We start from the raw sequence: 16,884 nt of genomic DNA, 5'->3' as shown, positions 1-16,884 counted from the left end.
CACCATGAACCCTTCGAACACGCTACGTCGTCGGACCTGCGCGGCCCTCGCCCTGGCTGCATGGGCCGGCGGCCTTCTGCTGGCCGCCCCGCTGGCGCAGGCCCAGAGCTGGCCCAGCAAGCCGGTGACCATCGTGGTGCCCTTCCCGCCCGGCGGCGGCACCGACGCCTTCGCGCGGCCACTGTTCGCGCTGATGACCAAGAACACCGGCCACCAGTTCATCATCGACAACAAGGGCGGCGCCGGCGGCACGCTGGGCGCCAGCGTGGCGGCCCGCGCCGCGCCCGATGGCTACAACTTCTTCATGGGCGCGGTGCACCACTCCATCGCCCCGGCGATGTACCCCAAGCTCGACTACAACCTGGAAACCGACTTCATCCCGGTCGGGCTGATCTCCAGCGTGCCGCAGGTCATCGTGGTCAACCCCACCAAGATCAAGGCCACCACGCTGCCCGAGCTGGTGGACTTCCTGCGCAAGAACCCGGGCAAGGTGAACTACGGCTCGGCGGGCAACGGCACCTCGCACCACATGGCCGGTGAGCTGTTCAAGCTGCAGACCAAGACCTTCATCACCCACATTCCCTACCGCGGCGCCGGCCCGCTGCTGCAGGACCTGATGGCCGGCCAGGTGGACATGGCCTTCGACGGCCTGGGCTCCTCGGCCTCGCACATCAAGGGTGGCCGCATCAAGGCCATCGCCGTGGCCTCGGACAAGCGCGCGCCCGGCTTCCCCGACCTGCCCACCACGGTGGAAGGTGGCGTGCCCAGCTACCAGGTGGCCACCTGGTACGGGCTGTGGGCGCCCAAGGGCACGCCCAAGGAAGCCATCGAACGCATGCAGGCCGAGATGCGCAAGGCCCTGAATTCCGACGAGATGAAGACCGCCTGGAACGGCCTCGGCGCCAACCCGCCCGACCTGTACGGCGACGCCTTCGGTAAATTCGTCAGCTCCGAGATCAAGCGCTGGGCCGAGGTGGTCAAGGCCTCCGGGGCCAAGCTCGACTGACCCCACCGCACAGACCGCACCCCACGATGAAGAACGACAACCTGTTTGCCGCGCGGCGCGCGGCCTTCCCGGCCGACCTGGATGCACCGGCCATCGAGACGGCCGACACGCCCGAGCGGCTGGTCTACAGCTGGCGCGACATCGACCACGCCACCGCGATGATCGCCAACCTGCTGCAGTCGCTGGAGCTGCCGGCCGGCGCCCGCGTGGCGGTGCAGACGGAAAAGAGCGTCGAGGCGCTGATGCTGTACCTGGGCGTGCTGCGGGCGGGCTATGTGTACCTGCCGCTCAATACCGCCTACCAGAGCAGCGAGATCGAGTACTTCATCGGCAATGCCGAACCCAGCGTGGTGGTGTGCTCGGGCAAGAACTTCGGCTGGGTCAGCAAGATCGCCTTCAAGGCCGGCACCCAGCATGTGTTCACGCTCAACGAAGACCGCACCGGCACGCTGCTGGAGCGCGCCCAGCACCACGGTGTGGAGCATGAACCGGCCCGGCGCGGCGCCGACGAACTGGCTGCCATCCTCTACACCAGCGGCACCACCGGCCGCAGCAAGGGCGCGATGCTGACGCATGGCAACCTGCTGTCCAACGCGCAGACGCTGCATGCCTACTGGGGCTGGCGCGCCGACGACGTGCTGATCCATGCGCTGCCCATCTTCCACGTGCACGGCCTCTTCGTCGCCTCGCACGGCGCGCTGCTGGCCGGCGCGAAGATGATCTGGTTCTCGAAGTTCGACCCCCGCGCCGTGGCCGCGCGCCTGCCCGAAGCCACGGTGTTCATGGGCGTGCCCACGCTGTACGTGCGGCTGCTGGCCGAGCCGGCGGTCAACCGCGACAGCTGCGCGCGCATGCGCCTCTTCCTGGCCGGCTCGGCGCCGCTGCTGATCGAGACCTTCAACGAGTGGCGCCAGCGCACCGGCCACACCATCGTCGAGCGCTACGGCATGAGCGAGACCGCCATGCTCACCTCCAACCCCTACCACGCGAAGGACGGCGACCGCCGCGGCGGCACCGTGGGCTTTCCGCTGCCCGGCGTGGGCCTGCGCGTGCACGACGACCAGGGACAACCGCTGCCGGTGGGCGAGATCGGCGGCATCCAGGTCAAGGGCCCCAACGTGTTCGTGGGCTACTGGCGCATGCCCGAGAAGACGAAGGAGGAGTTCACCGCCGACGGCTGGTTCAAGACCGGCGACGTGGGCAAGGTGGACGAGCAGGGCTACGTGACCATCGTCGGCCGCAGCAAGGACCTGGTGATCAGCGGTGGCTACAACGTCTACCCTGCCGAGGTGGAAGGCGTGATCAACGAGATGCCCGGCGTGGCCGAGAGCGCGGTGATCGGCGTGCCGCACCCCGACTTCGGCGAGGCCGTGGTGGCCGTGGTGGTGCCGCGTGCCGGCGCCACGCTGGACGGGGCCGGCATCGTCACCGCGCTGAAGCAGCGCATCGCCAACTTCAAGGTGCCCAAGCAGCTGTTCGTGGTGCAGGAGCTGCCGCGCAACACCATGGGCAAGGTGCAGAAGAACCTGCTGCGCGAGCAGCACAAGGGCCTGTTCAGTGCCTGACCCCGCGGCGCGGCCCACGCCCGGGCCGGCCGCGGCGCTGGACGACACCTGCCCCCGCTGCGGCGGCCGCTTCCACTGCGGCGCCGCCGACCCCGGCCCCTGCGCCTGCAGCACCCTGGTGCTCAGCGCCGAGCTGCAGGCGCAGCTGCGGCGGCAGTACAGCGGGTGCTTGTGCGTGACCTGCCTGGCCGAGCTGGCCGCACACGGCGGCACCGACTAGAACGCCCGGTCGGCGCCTTTGGTGCATGGCTAATACGCAAAGCGATGAACCCTGACCACTACACCTACCGAGTCACCTGGTCTGCGGAAGACGACGAGCACGTCGGCCTGTGTGCAGAGTTCCCGTCGCTGTCCTGGCTCGCCAAGACCCCCGAAAAAGCCCTGGCCGGCATGCGAAGCTTGGTGGCCGACTGCGTGCGGGACATGCAGGCCAGCGGCGAGTTCAAGGTGCGCATCCCGCCGCAGCAGCACCGGCGCCTGGCCATCGAAGCCAGCGAGCAGGGAGTCAGCCTCAACCGACTGGTCAGTGCGAAGCTGGCGCTCTGATCGCCTGCACTGCGGCTACCCTCGCTCCTGTCTCACACGATGGATCGCGGAGGGCACCGATGACCACCCTGCTTTTTGTCCACGGCACCGGCGTGCGCGGCGGCGCCTACGACGCCAGCTTCGCCGTCATCCGGTCCCAGGTGGCGCACCACCTGGGCGACGGGGTGGATGTGCAGCCCTGCCCCTGGGGCGACCACGTGGGCGCCACCATCGCCGACAACGCGCTGTCGGTGCCGGGCTACGAACTGGGCCGCTCCAGCGCCGGTGCCGGTCCGTCGGCGCGTGAGCAGGAGCTGCGCTGGCAGCTGCTGTACCAGGACCCGCTGTACGAGCTGCGCGCCTATGCCGCGCTGGCCGCCGATGCCGACGAGCTGCGGGTGGCCCGCTCGCCCCATGCGCAGCCGCCCGGCCGGCGCGCGCTGGCGCAGCTGGCCAGCCTGCAACCCGCCGACCCGGCCCTGGCCCGCAGCGGCCACGCCGCCGCCGAGTTGGTGCCCGCGGCCGTGGCGCTGCTGCGGCAAGGCGGCGTGTTCGACGACGCGCTGGAAGCCGACTCGCTGGCCGCGCCCGAGCGCAGCCGCGCGCTGGTGGCCCGGGCCTTTGTCGCCGCCTGGGCACAGGCCGCCGAAACCCGGGGCCTGCCGGTGCTGGACGGCGCGCTGCGCGACCGCCTGTATGAAGAGGCCGTGGCCGTGCTGGGCGGCCCCACCAAGGGCCTGAAGGACGAGCTGCTGGGCGCGCTGGGCGGCCTGGCCGCGCGCTTGGCCACGCCCGTGCTGCGGCGCCGGCGCACCGGCGTCACCGATGCCTCGTTCGCGGCCACCCACGACATCCTGCGCTACCAGACCCCGCACGGCGGCGCCGCCATCCGCGGGCTGATCGAGCAGCGCATCCGCGCCTGCGCAAGCCAGGGCCCGGTGTGGCTGCTGGCGCACAGCCTGGGCGGCATCGCCAGCGTCGAACTGCTGGCCACCCAGCCCGGGCTGCCGGTGGCCGGCCTCATCACCTGCGGCAGCCAAGCACCCTATCTGTACGAGGCCGATGCACTGAGCCTGCTGCGCCGCGGCCAGCCGCTGCCCGAGGGGTTTCCGCGCTGGCTCAACGTGTACGACCTCAACGACCTGCTGAGCTACGTCGGCGGCGGCCTGTTCCCCGGCCGTGTCACCGATGCCGAGGTGCAAAGCCGCCAGCCCTTCCCGCACAGCCACAGCGCCTACTGGGCCAACGACCAGCTGTGGCAGCACGTCCGCAGCTTCATGGCATGAGGTTCGACGGACCGCCCGAACATGCCTGCGCCGTCCTGGTGGGCGTGGAGCAATGCGGCGTGTATGCCGACGACCCGCTGGTGGGCCCAGTGCGCGACGCCATCGGCTGGTACCACTGGCTGGTGGCGCGCGGCGTGCCACCGGCCCGCATCACCGTGATGCTGTCGCCCAAGCCGGTGTCGCAGCCGCTGGTGGACGCGTGGCGGCAGTCATGGACAGGGCTGCCCGCGCATGCGCAGCCCCGCCTGCTGCCCGCCACCGAAGCCGCGTTCCTCGACTTCATCAGCCTGGACAGCGGCCTGCCCGCGCTGGCCGCCGAGCATGCCGACGGCAGCCTGCTGCTGATGTGGAGCGGCCATGGCGTGATCGACCAGCGCGATGCCGGGCGCAGCCGCCGCCTGTTCCATGCCGACGCTCATGCCCAGGTGCCGCGCAACCTGGAGCCGGTGTCGCTGATGAAAGCGCTGCGCACGCGGCCCTTTGCCGGCCTGCGCCAGCAGCTGCTGGTGGTGGATGCCTGCGCCAACTTCGTGATGACCACCGCCCGCGACCGGCGGCTGACGGACCCGACCGGCTTCAACACCGTCAACGCCGACGGCCAGATCCAGCAGCGCGTGCTGCTGGCCGCCGCACCGGGCCAGGTGGCGCAGTCGGCCGAAGGGCTGGCCGTGCGCGAGTCGGTGGCCTTGTTCAGCAGCCGCCTGCTGGCCGCGCTGGGCCAGCCGCCCGCCGGCCAGTGGCCCGACTTCGGGCAGGCGTACGAGCAGGTGCGCCAGGCCTTCGCCGGCAGCGACCAGACCCCGGTGGACTGGTGCCATGGCATCCCTGACGACGCCTTGAACGACAGTGGCGTGCTGCTGGGCCCCGACGTGCCCAGCACGCGGCTGCTGGCGGCGCTGCGGGATGTGCCGGCCGAGCGGTTGCAGCAGGCCTTCCAGGCCGCGCTGGCCGGCGTGCCGCTCACCGACAGCCAGCTGCAGGCGGCCCAGGGCGGTGTGGCCGACATGGCCGCGCTGCTGTGCGCACTGCCGCACCAGATACCCGGCCAGCCCACCGCGCCCGCGCCGCTGCTGCGCTGGGCGCTGCAGCTGCAGGCCCGGCTGGGCGACCAGGCCGCGCAACACCATCCCGAACTGCTGGTATGGATCAAGCAGCAGGGCCAAGCCGATCGGGTGCAGCACTACCGCGAGGCCATCGCCGCCGAACAAGCCCCACCCGGCCCCGGCTTCGTGCTGGTGCTGGAAAAGCTCGCGGATGCGCCGGCGCCAGACGCCGCGGCGCAGCTGCAGGGCTGGCTGTTCATCGGCGATAAGCCCCAGGTGCGCACGCTGCACGACGATGCGGCGCCGCTGTGGGTGAAGGCGGATGGCAGCGGCCGCGCCGCCGCCTTGCGCCAGCTGCTGCTGCGCGCCGGCATCGAAGCCGCCGAGGCGGCACCCCACGCCGGCCGGCCCGAATTCATCATCGAATACGCGCTGCCGCCCGAGCGGCTGGACGACGCGGTGGAAGAGCAGCCGCTGGCCGTCGGCGAAGGCCGCATGCAGCGCCCGCTGGGCAGCCGCTACCTGATCGTGCGCCGGCTGGCCGAGCGGCTGCAAGCGCTGGCCCATGCCCACAGCCGCCACACGCCTGAAATCCTGCAGTGGTGCGACACCGCCGACCTGCTGCGCCAGCGCTTTGCCCAGCATGGCCTGTGCATCCACTGGCTGGCGCTGGCCGACATCGCCGACGGCCTGCTGCACGGCCGGCTGCAGGCGGATGCCGCCGGCTGCTGCATCGGCCTCACACGCACGCAGGCCACCGCCCCGCTGGACGACGAATCGCGCGAGGTGATGTACGTCGACGGCCTGCCCTTCGCGTGCTGGAGCACCGGCCCCTGGACCGATGACGACACGCAGCAGCTGCAGCAGGACCTGCAGGCCTGCCGCGGCCCGCAGGCGCTGAAGAAGCTGTTCGAGCTGCGGCGCGCCGATGCCATCGCCCGCCAGCACCCCGGCAGTCGCCTGCGGCTGCTGTGGGACGATCCCCAACACAACCCCTATGCGACCCGCCTGGGCGCCTAACCGCGATGACCGAGCCCACCGACTGGCGCCTTTTCCTCGGCACCCGCGTGCCGCACGACGGCATCACGCGCCTGCCCGATCCGCCGCCCTGGCGGCCTTACCGTACCGACCACGTGGTGGCCGAGCGCCACATCCCGGCAGACGACCAGTTGCCGCCGGCCATGCAGCAGCGCGGCCGCACCTTCCAGGCCACGCCCGAGATCGTGGAGATGGTCAATGCCGCGCTCTACCTGCGGCGGCCGCTGCTGGTCACCGGCAACCCGGGCACCGGCAAGTCGTCGCTGGTGGACGCGGTGGCCTGGGAGCTGCGGCTGGGCGAGCCGCTGCGTTGGAGCATCACCTCGCGCAGCACGCTGCGCGACGGCCTGTACACCTACGACGCGGTGGGCCGGCTGCATGCCACGCAGCAGGCCCTCACCGAGCGTGAGGCCGGCCAGCCGGTGCCCGACGAACTGCCGATGTCGCAGTTCCTGCGGCTGGGGCCGCTGGGCACGGCGCTGCTGCCCACGCAGGTGCCGCGCGCGCTGCTGATCGACGAGATCGACAAGGCCGACCTCGACCTGCCCAACGACCTGCTCAACGTGCTGGAAGAAGGCGAGTTCGAGATCCCCGAACTGGCCCGCCAGAAGGACGCCACGGTGCCGGTGCGCCTGCACGGCGGCGGCCCTGGCGACACCTACCCCGTTACCGGCGGCCGGGTGCAGGCGCAGCAGTTTCCGCTGGTGGTGTTCACCAGCAATGGCGAGCGCGAGTTTCCGCCCGCCTTCCTGCGCCGCTGCCTGCGGCTGCAGATGCCCGACCCCTGCCAGGACGTGACCCGCCTGACGCAGGTGGTGCAGGCCCATCTGGCCGAGTACTTCCAGGGCGAACTGGCGGCCGAGGTGCAGCAGCGCATCGCCGACTTCGCGCAGCGCGCCGCCACCGAACGCCTGGCCACCGACCAGCTGCTGAACGCGGTGCTGCTGGTGGTGGGCCGCGCCGGGCTGCCGGCCGAGCAGAAGGAAGCCCTGGTCAAGCGGGTGACGCAGCCGCTGGGCTGAGAATCTGTGAACGACCCCCTCACGCCCGACCTGCGCCCGCTGCTGGCGCAGCTGCAGGCCGCCGGCTTGGGTGACGACGCCACGCAATTGCTGGACGCACTGTGGCTCAGCCGCTGGCTGCCCGGGCCGGTGGCGGCGATGGACGAGCCGAAGTCGGCGGCCCCGCCGATCGAGCCCCGCCCCGAAGCGGCCACGGCCCCGCCGCCCGCCGCGCCAGTGCAGCCGCCCCGCACGCGCGGGCCCGAGGCCGAGGTGCCGCTGCCCAGCGCAGCCCCGACCGTGGCCGATGCAGGCGCCGGCGTCTATGCCCGCGGCGCCGGCACCCCCGCCGACGACGCCTGGCGCGCCCGCGCGCTGCGGGTGGCCGGTGTGCCTGCGCTGCGCGACGGGCCGGCCCTGGCCCGTGCGCTGCGCCCGCTGGGCAAGCGCCGCCGCTCGACCACCCGCTTCGTCATCGACGAGGCCGCCACCGCCGAGCGCCTGGCCGACACCGGCCTGCTGGCGCCGGTGCTGGTGCCCGAGCGCGAGCGCTTCTTCAGCGCCACGCTGCTGGTGGAAGACAGCCCCGCGATGCCCTTGTGGCGCGGCCTGGCCGACGAGCTGGAAACCCTGCTGGCGCGCCAGGGCGGCTTCCGCCGCTTGCGCCGCCTGGCGCTGCTGACCGACGGCGCGCAGCCGATGCTGCGCAGCCGCAGCGGCGCGCTGCAATCGCCGCGCATGCTGCTGGAAGACGACGCCTCGCTGGTGCTCATCGCCACCGACGGCACCAGCGCCGCGTGGGCCGATGGCCGCCTGGCGGCCCTCACCGGCCTGTTGGCCCCGCGCACCTGCGTGGCCGTGCTGCAGTGGATGCCCGAGCGCCTGTGGCCGCACAGCGCGCTGGGCGCTGCCGACCTGGGCGTGCAAGCGCCACGCCCTGGCGCGCCGCTGGCCGAACTGCGGCTCACCCGCCCACGCTGGCTGCGCGCCCATCGCCCGGTGCAGCCCATGCCGGTGGCGGCGCTCACGCCCGCTTCGCTGGGCCGGTTGGCCGCGATGCTGATGGCCAAGCCCGGCGTGCGCGGGGCCGCCGCGCTGCTGTGGCCGGCCACGTCCGCCCCGCCTCCAGGCGCGGCGGCCGGCGAAGAAGACCTGTCCCAGCTCAACCCCGAGCAGCGCATCAGCCGCTTCCGCGCCGTGGGCAGCGCGCGCTTGCTGCAGGCCGCGGTGCAGCTGTCGGCCGCCGCGCCGCTCACGCTGCCGGTGGTGCGCCTGGTGCACCGCGTGATGCAGCCTGGCGCACCGGCCGAAGACCTGCCGCTGCTGCTGCTGGGCGGCCTGCTGCAACGCCAGCCTGCCCCGCCGGCCGACGAGGCCACCGGCGGTGACGACGACGTGGTGTTCGACTTCGCGCCCGGCGTGCGCCAGGCCTTGCAGGCCGCGCTGCTGAAGCACGAGGCCGACGCGGTGCGCCGGGCCGTCTCCGGCTACATCGCCGAACGCAGCGGCAGCCCGCTGGACTTCCAGGCGCTGATGCGCGACGAGCAGGGCGCTCTGCGGCTGCCGGCCTGGGCGCGGCCCTTTGCCGAGGTGACGCGGCAGGTGCAGGCGCTGTACCAGCCGCCCGCCGCACCGCCAGCGGATGCAGGGCCGCCAGCGCCCAGCGTGCGTGAGCCGCAGTGGGCGCCCGGCGTCACGGTGCAGGCCGAAACGGCCCTGCCCGCCGACGCCCGCAAGCTGGCCTGGTCACCCGACGGCCAGCGCCTGGCGGTGCTGCACCAGCAAGGCCTGGTCACCTTCCAGCTGCAGCCCACCGGCCCCGGTCAGCGCCGGTGGCAGCGCGAGCCGCTGGCCATGCGCGGGCCCAGCACGGTGTTCATGGTGCAAGGCTTCGATGTACCGCAGCCGCTGTTCCAGGCCTTTGTCGAAGCCTTCCAGGCGACCTGGCCGGCGCTGTTCAACCAGCCGCTGCAGCTGCAGTTCCACACCGTGGGCAGCGCTTATGGCGAAGACCTGCGCCGCCGGCCCGAGCAGGACCTGCGCCAGTTGCTGGACCTGGTCGAACGCCAGCAAGGGCTGATGCTGTGCGTGGGCGGCACGCGCTTCTTCGAATCGGCCTGGGTGGGCACCGCGCAGGAAGAGTGCCTGCGGCGCTTCGACCTGCAACAGCGTGTGCCGGCGTTGTCGCTGCGGATGACACCGGCCAGCGCCGCCGCCGCGCCCGCCGCCGACTGGAAGCTGATGTCGATGTTCAACGGCCCGGCGGCTGCCCGCATCGAGGCGGCCATGGCCCCTGGCGCCGCCCGCACCATCACGCAGCTGCTGGCCGACCAGGCCCCTCGCTACCTCTCGCAGGTGCTCACCGGCCCTACCACCACCGACCTGCTCTGGACCACCGACGACCGCCTGCTCGTGGCCGACGGCCTGAGCGGCGAGGTCCTCGACGCCGACACCAGTGCCACCGTCGACCGCGCACCGCCAGGCTGGGACCGGCAACACCCGCTGCTGCTGGCCCAGCGCCCCGGCGAACGCAGCCTGACCCTGGCCCGCGGCCAGGACTTGAATGCCGAGCTGCCCGGCTACGCCTCACTGCAGCGCGGTGCCGACCGCATGGAAGCGCCCATCGCCGCACTGGCCTGGTCCGCCGACGGCGAGCACCTGGCGCTGCTGCTGGCCAACGGCACGGTGCGGTTCCTGTGGGCCAGCGAGAAGCCCGATGACGATGCCGAGCGGGACGACTTGCACGGCATCGGCTGCGGCCCTGCCTGGACGACGCTGGCGGATGACGCCCTGGCGGTCTGGCGGACCGACGGCAACGTGCAGGTGCAGAACGGTCGCCAGTCCCTGGCGCGCTGGGCCGCACCTGACGAGGTGACCAGCCTGTCCTGGTCGCACGACGACGACGTGCTGGCCTGCGGCCTGCACGGCGGCGGCCTGCAACTCGTGCACGGCGGCAGCTCGGGCCGGCCCGCCACGCAGGAAGTGCCGAATGCCGACGCAGACGGCGGCGCGCCCCAGCTGGCCTTTGCGCCCCAGCCCATCGGCGGTGGCCAGGATGCCCTGGCCCTGGCCTGCGGCAGCACGCTCACGCTGCTGCGCATCGACCGCGCCGCGCTGCAAGCGGGCGCCGTGCCCGAGGCGCCGGCGCCACCCGAACCGGCGCACCCCGACCCCGACGAAGTGGTGGACAGCGCCCACCACCTGCTGATGGCACTGGCGATGGCGTACCGCGATGGTGGCTTCGGTGAAGGCGGCCGGTCCGGCGCCCTCGACGACTATGCGCGCCGGCTCGGCGTGCAGCCCGGCCAGCCCGACTGGACCCTGCTGCACACGCTGCTGCTCCTCGCCAACGACACCTTAACCGAGCCCTTGCACCGCATGCTGCAGGGAGAAGGCGACCGCTTGCGACACCCTGATGTCGACGGCGCTGACCAGTACTGGCACAGCAGCCTGGACCGACTGGACAAGGACCTGCCCATGCTCTCGGGCCGCGGTACGGCCAGCGACCGCCAGCGCGCCCTGGCCTTCCTGCAGGCCTGGCTCTCGCAACTGGAGGGTGCGCTGGCCGGCATGTCGTCCGACGAGCAGGCGCAGCTGGACGACACGGCCGGCTTTGCACTGTGGCGCTGGTTTGCCGCCATCGCCGCGCTGCGCGACCCCCGGTTGGCGCGCGATACCCGGGCGCCGTTGACCAAGCTCAAGCCCCTTCTGCAGCGGGTGGCACAACACCTGCCAGCCCTGCGTTCGCAGGCAGTGGCGGACCTGATCTCGGCGCCGCTAGCCCGCGCCATGCTGTTGCATGCGGAATGCGGCACGTCGGTCTTCAGCGGCTGCCCCAGCTCGGCCGAGCTGGTGAGCCGCTTCGCAAGCGCCTTCGCGCAGCAGGCGGAGCTGCTGCTGCAAGGCCGCGACATGCTGACCGTGCACTCCGAAGTGCCCGCCTGGCGGCTGGCGCAGATGGCGCCGCTGCTGGCACCGCTGGAAGTGGGATTGCAATGGGCCGCCTCGGGCAGCCCCTGGTCGCTGCCCTGCCCGCAGGTACCCGCGCTGATCCGCTTCGTTGGCGCCATCGTCGCCACCCGCCTGGCGTGGCTCAACCGCCAACCCCCACCCGACGACTGGGCTGTGCCCGGCCTGCCGCTGCTGTGGGTGGACGACCAGCCGCAGCACAACCTGGGCGGCGTGCGGGCGCTGCAGGAACGCGGCTTCCGCGTGGCCACCACGCGCGACACGGCAAGCGCCTTGCAAGCCCTGGAAGGCCCCATCGAGTACGCCGCCGTCATCTCCGACATGGGCCGCCCGCCCGACCCGCAGGCCGGCTACACGCTGCTGCAGGCCATGCGCGACCAGCACGTCAGCACGCCCTTCATCATCCTCTCGCGCGATGTGCGGCCCGAGCACCATGCCGAATCGGTGCGCCGCGGCGCGCTGGGCAGCACCGACGACTTCGAGGTGCTGATGGGCTGGCTGCGGCGCGAACTGCTGCAGCGGCCGGCGATCAAGTCTGCGGCATGAACACAGGACCCGCGTTACACTGATCCCGTGTTTACCAGGAGCCGATGATGGCCAACCTCACGATTGCCGTGGACGACGACCTGCTTCGCCAGGCGCGCATCAAGGCCGTGCAAGACGGCACCAGTGTCAACGAGGTGTGCCGCCAGGCCATCGAGCGCTACGCGCTGGAAGGCGCGGACACGCCCGCCGACCGGCTGGCGCGCCTGCGGGCGCTGGCCCGCCGCGCCCGCGCGGGGGACGATACCGAAGACACCTGGCCCGGCCGGGCCGCGCTGTACGACGAGGCGCTGTCCCGCCGCGGCCGCTCGTGAGCCATTTCTTCGACAGCAATGTGCTGGTGTATGCGCTGGACGCCACCCAGGGCCTGCGCCATGCGGTGGCCGACGCGCTGCTGGAACAGCACCTGACCCGGCGCAGCCTGGTCATCAGCACCCAGGTGCTGCAAGAGACTTATGCGGTGCTCACGCGCAAGAAGCGCCTGCCGCCGCAGGCGGTGAGCGAGGCGCTGGCGGTGTTTCGTCGCGAGCGCGTGGTGCCGGCCGATGCCGACAGCGTGCTGCGTGCCTTTGCGCTGGCGCAGCGGCACCAGCTCAGCTGCTGGGACGCCTTGATCGTGCAGGCCGCGCTGGATGCCCACTGCACCACGCTGCTCACCGAAGACCTGCAGGCAGGCATGCGCTTCGGTGAGCTGGAGGTGGTCAACCCATTCAGCCAGGCGGTGCAGGAGCCGGCTGCGGCGTACACCGCGCGGCCCGCCGGGCGCGCCAAGGCGCGGCAGCGCTGAGGCCGCCGCGCCGATCCCTCAAACGTCGAAAAACACCGTCTCCAGATCCTCCGCCCCGCCCTGGCCCTGGATGCGGATGTCGAAGCGGTAGACGGTTTCGCTGCCGCGCTGCTCGCGCTGGGCGATCAGGGTCTTGCGGCGGGTGGCCCATTCGATGCCGGTGAGCACCGGGTCGCGCTCGTTGGCCTGCTGCTCGTCGCTGAAGTAGATGCGGGTGTGCAGCCCCAGGTTGATGCCACGCGCCACCACCCACACCGCGATGTGCGGCGCCTGGGTGCCGCCGTTGGCCAGCGCCACCGGGCCGGGCTTGATGGTCTCGAAGCTGTAGAGGCCCGTCTCGAAGTCGGCGCCGGTACGGCCCCAGCCGCGGAAGCTGCTGGGCTTGGGGTCGGCCGGGTGGGCATAGTGGCCTTCGGCGTCGGCCTGCCAGATCTCCAGCAGCACGTCGCGCAGCGGCAGGCCCAGGCCGTCGTACACCGTGCCTTCGATGCGGATGCGCTCGCCCGGGGTGTCGGGCTTGGCGAGCACGTTGCCGAAGTTGTTCTCGAAGATCTCGAAACCCGCCTGCTGCGGCGCCAGGCCGATGTGCACGTACGGGCCGCCGGTCTGGGAGGCGGTTTCGCGGTAGTGGGTGAGCTGTTGTTGGGGTTGGGTGTGCATCGTCGTCTCCTGCCTCAGGCCTTGTTCTCGAACCAGGTCATGCGCCGGCCGCGCAGGTAGATGTCGAAGCGGTAGGCACGGCTGTCCAGCTCGATGAAGTTGGCGCGGTCTTCCAGCGCGATCAGGCCGCGGCGCTGCTCGTCATTGGGCACGGTGGCCAGGATGGGGCAGGTGTTGATCAGCGTGTCACCCTCGAAGTACATCTGGGTGATCAGCCGCTGCGCCCAGCCGTCGCCATGGATCGCGTAGTGGATGTGCGCCGGGCGCCATTCGTTGATGCGGTTGCGCCAGGGGTACGGGCCCGGGCGGATGGTGCGGTAGCGGTAGTAGCCGTTCTCGTCGGTCAGCACCCGGCCGCAGCCGCCGAAGTTGGGGTCCAGCGCGCCGATGTAGGTGTCCTTGCGGTGGCGGTAGCGGCCGCTGGCATTGGCCTGCCACACCTCCACCAGCGCGTTGGGCACCGGGCGGCCGAACTCGTCGCGCACATAGCCGTGGACGATGATGCGCTCACCCACCGGCAGACCGTCCTTCGCGAAGTTCAGGATCAGGTCGTTGTCCTTCGGGCCCAGCTCGCTGGCCTTGAACAGCGGGCCGCTCATCTCGGTCAGGGTCTGCGGGATCGAGATCAGCGCGTTCTTCGGCGAGCGCAGCACGCTGGTCTTGTAGGTCGGCGTCAGCGCCGGAGCGTGCTGGGCGCTGTCGCGCATCACAAAGGGGCCGTATTGGGCCATGGGCGTCTCCTTCTGGTTGTCCGCGGTGGCAGGTCGGAACCGCCACTGTTGAAAGCCGCCCGCTGCGGCGCAATTGAAAAGCGCGCCGCCCAGTGATTACGCCCGGTTATGGCTTGCGCAAGGCGGCCGCCGCCAGCGCCCGGCGCCGCGCCGCTTCGGCACGCACCGCCTCCACCATCGCCTGCAGCGCCGGCCAGGGGGGTTGCTGCGTGGGCAGCAGCAGGCCCACCGGCTCTTCGGTGCCGCCGGTGTCCACCGGCAGGCGCTGCAGGGTGCCGGCCTCGAAGTCGGCCTCGGCGGCGCTGAGCGCGGTGAACCACAGGGCATCGCTGCCCAGCGCCATCGCCCGCCCGAGCGAGGCGGAGACGGTTTCCGTCAGCCCCGCCGCCGGCATCACGCCGCGGGCGCTGAAGAAGCTGTCCACGCCGTGGCGGATCACGGTGCCCGGCATCGGCAGCACCAGCGGCCAGGCGGCCACGTCGGCGGCGGCGGGCACGCGGCCGGCGGCCAGCAGCGGGTGGCCGGGTCGGGCGGCCAGCACCAGCGGCTCGGCGTACAGCAGCTCGAAGCTCAGGCCCACCATGTCGTCGGGGTCGGCCAGGCGGCCGATCACCAGGTCCAGCTCCTGCGCGCGCAGCGCCTGCAGCAGCGTGGTGTTGAGGCCGGTGACCACCTGCAGCTGCGCCGCCTCGCCCGCGCTGGCGGCCATGCCCTGGCGCCAGGCCAGTGCCACCCGCGCCATCACCGAGGGCGCCAACGTGGGCAGCGCACCCACGCGCAGCGGCCGCTGCACCGCGCCGGCGCTGACGCTGCGCACCGCCTCCCCCAGCGCGCTGATGCTGGCCTGCGCATGGCGCAGAAACAGCGCCGCCTCGGGCGTGGGCAGCGTGCCGCGGCGGCCACGCGTCAGCAGCCGCACGCCCAGGATCTCTTCCAGCTCGTGGATGGTCTTGGTGACGGCGGGCTGGGTGATGGACAGCCGCTCGGCCGCGCGGCGCAGGCTGCCGGTGTCGGCCACCGCCAGCAGGCATTGCAGGTGGCGCAGCCGCATGCGCGCCAGCGCGCCGGCGGGCGGCAGGGTGGCCGTCGGCGGGGGCAGAGGCCGCTCGCTCAACCGCGGCCCACGTACGGCATCTTGGTGGCCATCACCGTCATGAACAGCACGTTGGCGTCCAGCGGCAGGCTGGCCATGTGCACCACGGCGTCGGCCACGTGCTTGACGTCCATGCGGGCTTCCACCTTCATGCTGCCGTCGGCCTGCGGCACGCCGGCGGCCATGCGCTCGGTCATGTCGGTGGCGGCATTGCCTATGTCGATCTGGCCCACCGCGATGTCGTAGCGGCGGCCGTCCAGCGCGGCGGTCTTGGTCAGGCCCGTCACCGCATGCTTGGTGGCGGTGTAGGCGATGGACTGCGGCCGCGGCGCATAGGCCGAGATGGAGCCGTTGTTGATGATGCGGCCGCCCTGCGGGCTTTGCGCCTTCATCACCCGGAAGGCCTGCTGGATGCCGTAGAACACGCCGTTCAGGTTGGTGTCCACCACCTGCTTCCAGCGTTCGATGGGCAGGTCTTCGAGCGCAAAGCCCGAGGCCGAGATGCCGGCATTGTTGAACAGCAGGTCGACCCGGCCGAAGCGGGCCACCACGGTGTCGAACAGCGCCTGCACCGAGGCCGGGTCGGCCACGTCGGTGGGCACGGCCAGCGCCCGTTCGGCGATGTCGCCCTGCGGGTCTTCAGAAGCGGCGATGGCGGCCTGCAGCGTCTCGAGGCGGCGGCCGGCGAAAGCCACCCGCCAGCCGGCATTCAGCAGCGCCAGCGCGGCGGCCTGGCCGATGCCGCTGCCGGCGCCGGTGACGATGGCGATGCGGTGTTGCGGGGCGGATGAGTTCTCGGGCATCGGTGATCCTGTGACTGCATGACAAGACCCGGGAGTCTGCCAGCAGCAGGGTCACCTTACCGGGAAGTGCCGCGCCGGGTGCGCCGTGCGGCCGCCCAGCGCGCGGCGCAGGCCCGAGGCCAGCACGCGCAGCTCCACCGGCTTGATCCAGTACTCGAACGCGCCCAGGCTCATCGCCTTGATGATGTCCATCGACAGCTTGTCGCCGGTGAGGATGGTCACGCGCAGGCCGCGGTCAGAGATCTCCTGGTTGAGGATGCGCACCACCTCCAGGCCCGAGATGTCGGGCAGGTGCATGTCCAGCAGCACCAGGTCGGGCCGCTCCTGGCGCACCATCTCGACGCCCTGGCGGCCGGTGGTGGCCTGCAGCAGCTGCACGCCGGGGAAGTGCTGCATCATCCCTTCGACCACGGCCATGCTGGTCTCTGCATCTTCGATGTAGAGCACCTTGCCGCGCAACGAGCCGGCGGCGGGCACCAGCTCGGACGGAAGCTCGGATGCAGCCATGGTGGGTGTCCCCTGAGACACGCAAGCATAGTCACATCCCCAGAAAAGACGACGGCCCGGGGAATTCCCGGGCCGTCGCAACATGACGTATCAGCGGCCTCGCCCGCCGGGCCGCCCCAAGGGCGGGTGCGCCCCCACGGGGGGCCGCGAGCGCAGCGAGCTTGGGGGCTGCATCACTGTGAGGCCGCCGATGCGGCCGGGGCCGGCGTGTGCCCGGCGTCGATGCCGTGCTTCTCGCCGCCCATGTCCACGCTGCCGCCGGCCTTGCTCAGCACCCAGATGGCCACTGCGGCAAAGACGACGAAGCCCAGGAAGATCTTCCACATG

At 71.9% G+C, this 16,884-nt stretch carries 16 protein-coding genes; 10 read left to right on the top strand and 6 right to left on the bottom strand.

Annotation, left to right across the window (positions count from 1 at the left end):
• Positions 1–4: 4 nt before the first annotated feature.
• From MW290_RS17170 to MW290_RS17125, 10 genes are read left to right on the top strand one after another with little or no spacing between them, the layout of a single operon-like run.
• Positions 5–1,006: a Bug family tripartite tricarboxylate transporter substrate binding protein gene (locus tag MW290_RS17170; RefSeq protein ID WP_250198926.1), complete on the top strand. Its 1,002-nt coding sequence runs from the start codon at positions 5–7 to the stop codon at positions 1,004–1,006.
• 26 nt (positions 1,007–1,032) lie between these two features.
• Entirely contained in the window at positions 1,033–2,571 is a 1,539-nt protein-coding gene (locus MW290_RS17165) for a malonate--CoA ligase (protein ID WP_250198925.1), read from the top strand.
• Positions 2,564–2,791, top strand: a complete 228-nt coding sequence (locus MW290_RS17160) for a cysteine-rich CWC family protein (RefSeq protein ID WP_250198924.1) — start codon at positions 2,564–2,566, stop codon at positions 2,789–2,791. The genes MW290_RS17165 and MW290_RS17160 overlap by 8 nt, the downstream gene beginning before the upstream one ends.
• 44 nt (positions 2,792–2,835) lie before the next feature.
• On the top strand, positions 2,836–3,117 hold the full coding sequence (locus MW290_RS17155) for a type II toxin-antitoxin system HicB family antitoxin (protein WP_250198923.1): 282 nt from the start codon (positions 2,836–2,838) through the stop codon (positions 3,115–3,117).
• 59 nt (positions 3,118–3,176) lie between these two features.
• On the top strand, positions 3,177–4,382 hold the full coding sequence (locus tag MW290_RS17150; protein WP_250198922.1) for a hypothetical protein: 1,206 nt from the start codon (positions 3,177–3,179) through the stop codon (positions 4,380–4,382).
• On the top strand, positions 4,379–6,445 hold the full coding sequence (locus tag MW290_RS17145; protein WP_250198921.1) for a hypothetical protein: 2,067 nt from the start codon (positions 4,379–4,381) through the stop codon (positions 6,443–6,445). Before MW290_RS17150 ends, MW290_RS17145 begins: the two co-directional genes overlap by 4 nt.
• A 5-nt stretch (positions 6,446–6,450) precedes the next feature.
• Positions 6,451–7,485 carry an AAA family ATPase gene (locus tag MW290_RS17140; protein WP_250198920.1) on the top strand — a complete coding sequence of 345 codons (1,035 nt, stop codon included), beginning with the start codon at positions 6,451–6,453 and terminating at the stop codon, positions 7,483–7,485.
• Positions 7,486–7,491: 6 nt separating this feature from the next.
• Positions 7,492–11,979 (top strand): response regulator, encoded by a 4,488-nt coding sequence (locus MW290_RS17135; protein ID WP_250198919.1) that lies wholly within the window; start codon positions 7,492–7,494, stop codon positions 11,977–11,979.
• A gap of 47 nt (positions 11,980–12,026) precedes the next feature.
• Positions 12,027–12,290: a hypothetical protein gene (locus MW290_RS17130; RefSeq protein ID WP_250198918.1), complete on the top strand. Its 264-nt coding sequence runs from the start codon at positions 12,027–12,029 to the stop codon at positions 12,288–12,290.
• A complete protein-coding gene (locus MW290_RS17125) occupies positions 12,287–12,763 on the top strand; it encodes a PIN domain-containing protein (protein WP_250198917.1) in 477 nt (158 codons plus the stop codon). Before MW290_RS17130 ends, MW290_RS17125 begins: the two co-directional genes overlap by 4 nt.
• 18 nt (positions 12,764–12,781) lie before the next feature.
• Here MW290_RS17125 and pcaG read toward each other — a convergent pair whose 3' ends face one another.
• The 6 genes from pcaG to MW290_RS17095 all read right to left on the bottom strand — a co-directional run bounded on the left by pcaG (position 12,782) and on the right by MW290_RS17095 (position 16,883).
• Positions 12,782–13,423, bottom strand: coding sequence for a protocatechuate 3,4-dioxygenase subunit alpha (pcaG, locus tag MW290_RS17120; protein ID WP_250198916.1), 642 nt, complete (start codon positions 13,421–13,423; stop codon positions 12,782–12,784).
• A 14-nt stretch (positions 13,424–13,437) separates the two neighbouring features.
• Entirely contained in the window at positions 13,438–14,154 is a 717-nt protein-coding gene (pcaH, locus tag MW290_RS17115; RefSeq protein ID WP_250198915.1) for a protocatechuate 3,4-dioxygenase subunit beta, read from the bottom strand.
• Positions 14,155–14,260: 106 nt separating this feature from the next.
• Entirely contained in the window at positions 14,261–15,268 is a 1,008-nt protein-coding gene (locus MW290_RS17110; RefSeq protein ID WP_250198914.1) for a LysR substrate-binding domain-containing protein, read from the bottom strand.
• Positions 15,265–16,050: an SDR family oxidoreductase gene (locus MW290_RS17105; RefSeq protein ID WP_250198913.1), complete on the bottom strand. Its 786-nt coding sequence runs from the start codon at positions 16,048–16,050 to the stop codon at positions 15,265–15,267. The genes MW290_RS17110 and MW290_RS17105 overlap by 4 nt, the downstream gene beginning before the upstream one ends.
• A gap of 51 nt (positions 16,051–16,101) precedes the next feature.
• Entirely contained in the window at positions 16,102–16,557 is a 456-nt protein-coding gene (locus tag MW290_RS17100) for a response regulator (RefSeq protein ID WP_250198912.1), read from the bottom strand.
• Positions 16,558–16,730: 173 nt separating this feature from the next.
• On the bottom strand, positions 16,731–16,883 hold the full coding sequence (locus tag MW290_RS17095) for a hypothetical protein (protein ID WP_250198911.1): 153 nt from the start codon (positions 16,881–16,883) through the stop codon (positions 16,731–16,733).
• Position 16,884: the final 1 nt, after the last annotated feature.

The organism is Aquincola tertiaricarbonis, assembly GCF_023573145.1.
Taxonomy (GTDB): Bacteria; Pseudomonadota; Gammaproteobacteria; order Burkholderiales; family Burkholderiaceae_C; genus Aquincola; species Aquincola tertiaricarbonis_B.
The sequence above is the reverse complement of the archived record's forward strand: the minus strand, read 5'-3'. Positions and strand labels throughout refer to the sequence as shown.

Coding starts and splice junctions, on each gene's coding strand:
- MW290_RS17170 (WP_250198926.1), top strand. CDS start 5: ATGAACCCTTCGAACACGCTACGTCGTCGGACCTGCGCGGCCCTCGCC.
- MW290_RS17165 (WP_250198925.1), top strand. CDS start 1,033: ATGAAGAACGACAACCTGTTTGCCGCGCGGCGCGCGGCCTTCCCGGCC.
- MW290_RS17155 (WP_250198923.1), top strand. CDS start 2,836: ATGAACCCTGACCACTACACCTACCGAGTCACCTGGTCTGCGGAAGAC.
- MW290_RS17150 (WP_250198922.1), top strand. CDS start 3,177: ATGACCACCCTGCTTTTTGTCCACGGCACCGGCGTGCGCGGCGGCGCC.
- MW290_RS17145 (WP_250198921.1), top strand. CDS start 4,379: ATGAGGTTCGACGGACCGCCCGAACATGCCTGCGCCGTCCTGGTGGGC.
- MW290_RS17140 (WP_250198920.1), top strand. CDS start 6,451: ATGACCGAGCCCACCGACTGGCGCCTTTTCCTCGGCACCCGCGTGCCG.
- MW290_RS17130 (WP_250198918.1), top strand. CDS start 12,027: ATGGCCAACCTCACGATTGCCGTGGACGACGACCTGCTTCGCCAGGCG.
- pcaG (WP_250198916.1), bottom strand. CDS start 13,423: ATGCACACCCAACCCCAACAACAGCTCACCCACTACCGCGAAACCGCC.
- pcaH (WP_250198915.1), bottom strand. CDS start 14,154: ATGGCCCAATACGGCCCCTTTGTGATGCGCGACAGCGCCCAGCACGCT.
- MW290_RS17105 (WP_250198913.1), bottom strand. CDS start 16,050: ATGCCCGAGAACTCATCCGCCCCGCAACACCGCATCGCCATCGTCACC.
- MW290_RS17100 (WP_250198912.1), bottom strand. CDS start 16,557: ATGGCTGCATCCGAGCTTCCGTCCGAGCTGGTGCCCGCCGCCGGCTCG.
- MW290_RS17095 (WP_250198911.1), bottom strand. CDS start 16,883: ATGTGGAAGATCTTCCTGGGCTTCGTCGTCTTTGCCGCAGTGGCCATC.